General features: G+C 71.0%; 3 protein-coding genes. 2 read left to right on the forward strand and 1 reads right to left on the reverse strand.

Features of this window, described 5'->3' with window-relative positions:
• Nucleotides 1-164 precede the first annotated feature (164 nt).
• A complete protein-coding gene (rpiA, locus tag E5198_RS20710) occupies nucleotides 165-836 on the reverse strand; it encodes a ribose-5-phosphate isomerase RpiA (RefSeq protein ID WP_136491794.1) in 672 nt (223 codons plus the stop codon).
• A 142-nt stretch (nucleotides 837-978) separates the two neighbouring features.
• Between rpiA and ilvA the strand changes: the two genes are divergently transcribed.
• Nucleotides 979-2493, forward strand: a complete 1515-nt coding sequence (gene ilvA, locus E5198_RS20715) for a threonine ammonia-lyase, biosynthetic (protein ID WP_136491795.1) — start codon at nucleotides 979-981, stop codon at nucleotides 2491-2493.
• A 72-nt stretch (nucleotides 2494-2565) separates the two neighbouring features.
• Nucleotides 2566-3288 (forward strand): NAD-dependent epimerase/dehydratase family protein (locus E5198_RS20720; RefSeq protein WP_136491796.1); only part of this gene is annotated, 723 nt, incomplete at its 3' end.

The raw sequence follows: 3288 nt of genomic DNA on the forward strand, positions 1-3288 counted from the left end.
CAAGAAGTTTTGCTGCAATGGTCACCCTGGCTTGCACGCTGCGGTGCCTACGGCAGTACTTTTCGTACAGAACCTAGACGGCATGCGCGCCGGCTGCCGGCCGCGCAGAAAAAACGCCGGCCTGCGCGAGGCAGGCCGGCGTCGGGATCGGCCGGGGGCGGGGCTCAGCGCTCGAGGCGGCGCACGCCCTCGGTGGTGCCGAGCAGCAGCAGGTCGGCCGGGCGGGCGGCGAACAGGCCGTTGGTGACCACGCCGACGATGTTGTTGATCTCGCGCTCCAGAGCCACCGCATCGGTGATGTACAGGTTGTGCACGTCGAGGATGATGTTGCCGTTGTCGGTGACGAAGCCCTCGCGGTACACCGGGTCGCCGCCCAGCTTGACCAGCTCGCGGGCCACGTGGCTGCGCGCCATCGGCAGCACCTCGACCGGCAGCGGGTAGGCGCCGAGACGCTCGACCAGCTTGCTCTGGTCGGCGATGCACACGAAGGTGCGCGCCACCGCCGCGACTATCTTCTCGCGGGTCAGCGCGCCGCCGCCGCCCTTGACCAGCTGCAGCCGGGCGTCGGCCTCGTCGGCGCCGTCGACGTAGAACTCCAGCTCGGCGATGCCGTTGAGGTCGTAGACCGGGATGCCGTGGCTCTTCAGACGCGCGGCGGTGGCCTCGGAGCTGGCCACGGCGCCGTCGAAGTCGTGGCGGATCCTGGCCAGGGCGTCGATGAAGCAGTTGGCGGTGGAGCCGGTGCCGACGCCGACGATGCTCTTGCCATCGAGACGCGGGCGAATGAAGTCGACGGCGGCCTGGGCGACTGCCTGCTTGAGCTGATCCTGGGTCATGACGGATTCCGCGAAGAAGGAGGGAGAAAACGGCCGGCATTATAGCGCCAAGCCGCGCAAAGTGCGGCCTTTGCCTTGGCCGTCCGGCGCGCGCAGGAGTAGACTCGGGCCCATTGTGCCAGCCCGCCTGCGAACCCTTCCGATGCTCGAACAGTACGTCAAGAAGATCCTCACCTCGCCCGTCTACGACGTGGCGGTGGAAACTCCCCTGCAACCGGCGCGCAGCCTCTCCGAGCGGCTGAACAACCAGATCCTGCTCAAGCGCGAGGACCTGCAGCCGGTGTTCTCCTTCAAGATCCGCGGGGCCTACCACAAGGCCGCGCTGCTCAGCGAGGAGGAGAAGGCGCGCGGGGTGATCGCCGCCTCCGCCGGCAACCACGCCCAGGGCCTGGCCCTGGCGGCGAAGAAGCTCGGCATCAAGGCGGTGATCGTCATGCCCAGGACCACCCCGGACATCAAGGTGCAGGCGGTGCGCGCCCGCGGCGCGCGGGTGGTGCTGCACGGCGAGGCCTTCCCCGAAGCGCTGGCGCACTGCCTGAAGCTGGTCGAGGAGAAGGGCTACACCTTCGTGCATCCCTACGATGATCCGGAGGTGATCGCCGGGCAAGGCACCGTGGCCATGGAGATCCTCCGCCAGCAGCCGGGGCGCCTGGACGCGATCTTCGTGCCGGTCGGCGGCGGCGGCCTGATCGCCGGCATCGCCGCCTACGTCAAGTACCTGCGCCCGGACATCAAGGTGATCGGCGTCGAGCCCGAGGAGTCCGACTGCCTGCGCGCCGCCATGGCCGCCGGCGAGCGCGTGGTGCTCAGCCAAGTCGGCCTGTTCGCCGATGGCGTGGCGGTGGCGCAGATCGGCGCCGAAACCTTCCGCATCTGCCGCGAGCACGTCGACGAGGTGGTCACCGTGACCACCGACGAGATCTGCGCGGCGATGAAGGACATCTACGACGACACCCGCTCGATCACCGAGCCGGCCGGCGCCCTCGGCGTGGCCGGGATCAAGCGCTACGTGCAGCGCGAGGGCGTCAGCGGGCAGACCCTGGTGGCCATCGATTCCGGCGCCAACGTCAACTTCGACCGCCTGCGCTACGTCGCCGAGCGCGCCGAGCTGGGCGAGCAGCGCGAGGCGATCATCGCCGTGACCATCCCGGAGAAGCCGGGCAGCTTCAAGGCGTTCTGCCAGGCGCTGGGCAAGCGCTCGATCACCGAGTTCAACTACCGCTTCAACCGCCCGGACCAGGCGCACATCTTCGTCGGCGTGCAGACCCACCCGGAGAACGACCCGCGCGAGCAGCTGGTCGCCGGCCTGCGCGAGCAGGGCTTCCCGGTGCTCGACCTGACCGACAGCGAGCTGGCCAAGCTGCACATCCGTCACATGGTCGGCGGCCACGCCCCGGGTGCGGAAAACGAGCGGGTCTACCGCTTCGAGTTCCCCGAGCGCCCCGGCGCGCTGTTCAACTTCCTCAACAAGCTGGGCGGGCGCTGGAACATCTCGATGTTCCACTACCGCAACCACGGCGCCGCCGACGGCCGCGTGCTGGTCGGCATGCAGGTGCCGGACGCCGACCTGGCGCTGCTCACCGAGGCGCTGGACGGCATCGGCTATCCGTACTGGTGCGCCAGCGACGACCCGGCCTACCGCCTGTTCCTCGGCTGACGCCGCGCACGATCACAGGGAGGTGATCGCCATGCCCCACCAGCCCCACTCGCCGCCCCGGAGGGCACGCTGATGCGCATCCTGCTGGTCGGCGCCGGCGGCTTCCTCGGCCGCCACCTGCATGTCGCGCTGCGCGCGGCCGGCCACCAGGTCCTCGCCACGGCGCGCCAGCCCGATCCGGCCGCCAGCGGCGACTGGCTGGTGCTGGACCTGGCCGAGCTGGCCCGCGACCCGCGCAGCTTCGCCTGGCCGGAGGGCATCGAGCTGGTGATCAATGCCGCCGGCCTGCTGTCCAGCGACCGCACGCAGCTGGACGAGGTGCAGCACCTCGGCGCCTGCGCGCTGTTCGAGCTGGCCGCCGCCTATGGCGCACGGGTGCTGCAGATCTCCGCCCTCGGCGCCGAGGACGGCCCCGACACCGCCTTCCTCGCCAGCAAGGCCGCCGCCGAACGCCACCTGCTCGGCCTCGGCATCCCCGCCGTGGTGCTGCGCCCCTCGCTGGTGCTCGGCCCCGGCGCGGCCAGCAGCCGCTGGCTGCAGCGCCTGTCGCCCTGGCCGTGGACGCCGCTGCTGGACAACCGCGCGCGCCTGCAGCCGCTGCACGTCGACGACCTGTGCGCCGCGGTGCTCGCCCTGCTGGCCAGCTGGCCGGCGCAGCCGTGCAGCCTGGCGCTGGTCGGCCCCGAGGCGCTGACCATGGGCCAGATCGTCGAACGCCTGCGCGCCGCCCAGGGCTGGGGGCCGGGGCGCTACTGGACGCTGCCGCGCCCGCTGGCCGCCCTCGGCGCGCTGCTC

This window comes from Pseudomonas sp. A-1, from assembly GCF_004801855.1.
Classification (GTDB): Bacteria; Pseudomonadota; Gammaproteobacteria; order Pseudomonadales; family Pseudomonadaceae; genus Geopseudomonas.

Coding starts and splice junctions, on each gene's coding strand:
- ilvA (WP_136491795.1), top strand. CDS start 979: ATGCTCGAACAGTACGTCAAGAAGATCCTCACCTCGCCCGTCTACGAC.
- rpiA (WP_136491794.1), bottom strand. CDS start 836: ATGACCCAGGATCAGCTCAAGCAGGCAGTCGCCCAGGCCGCCGTCGAC.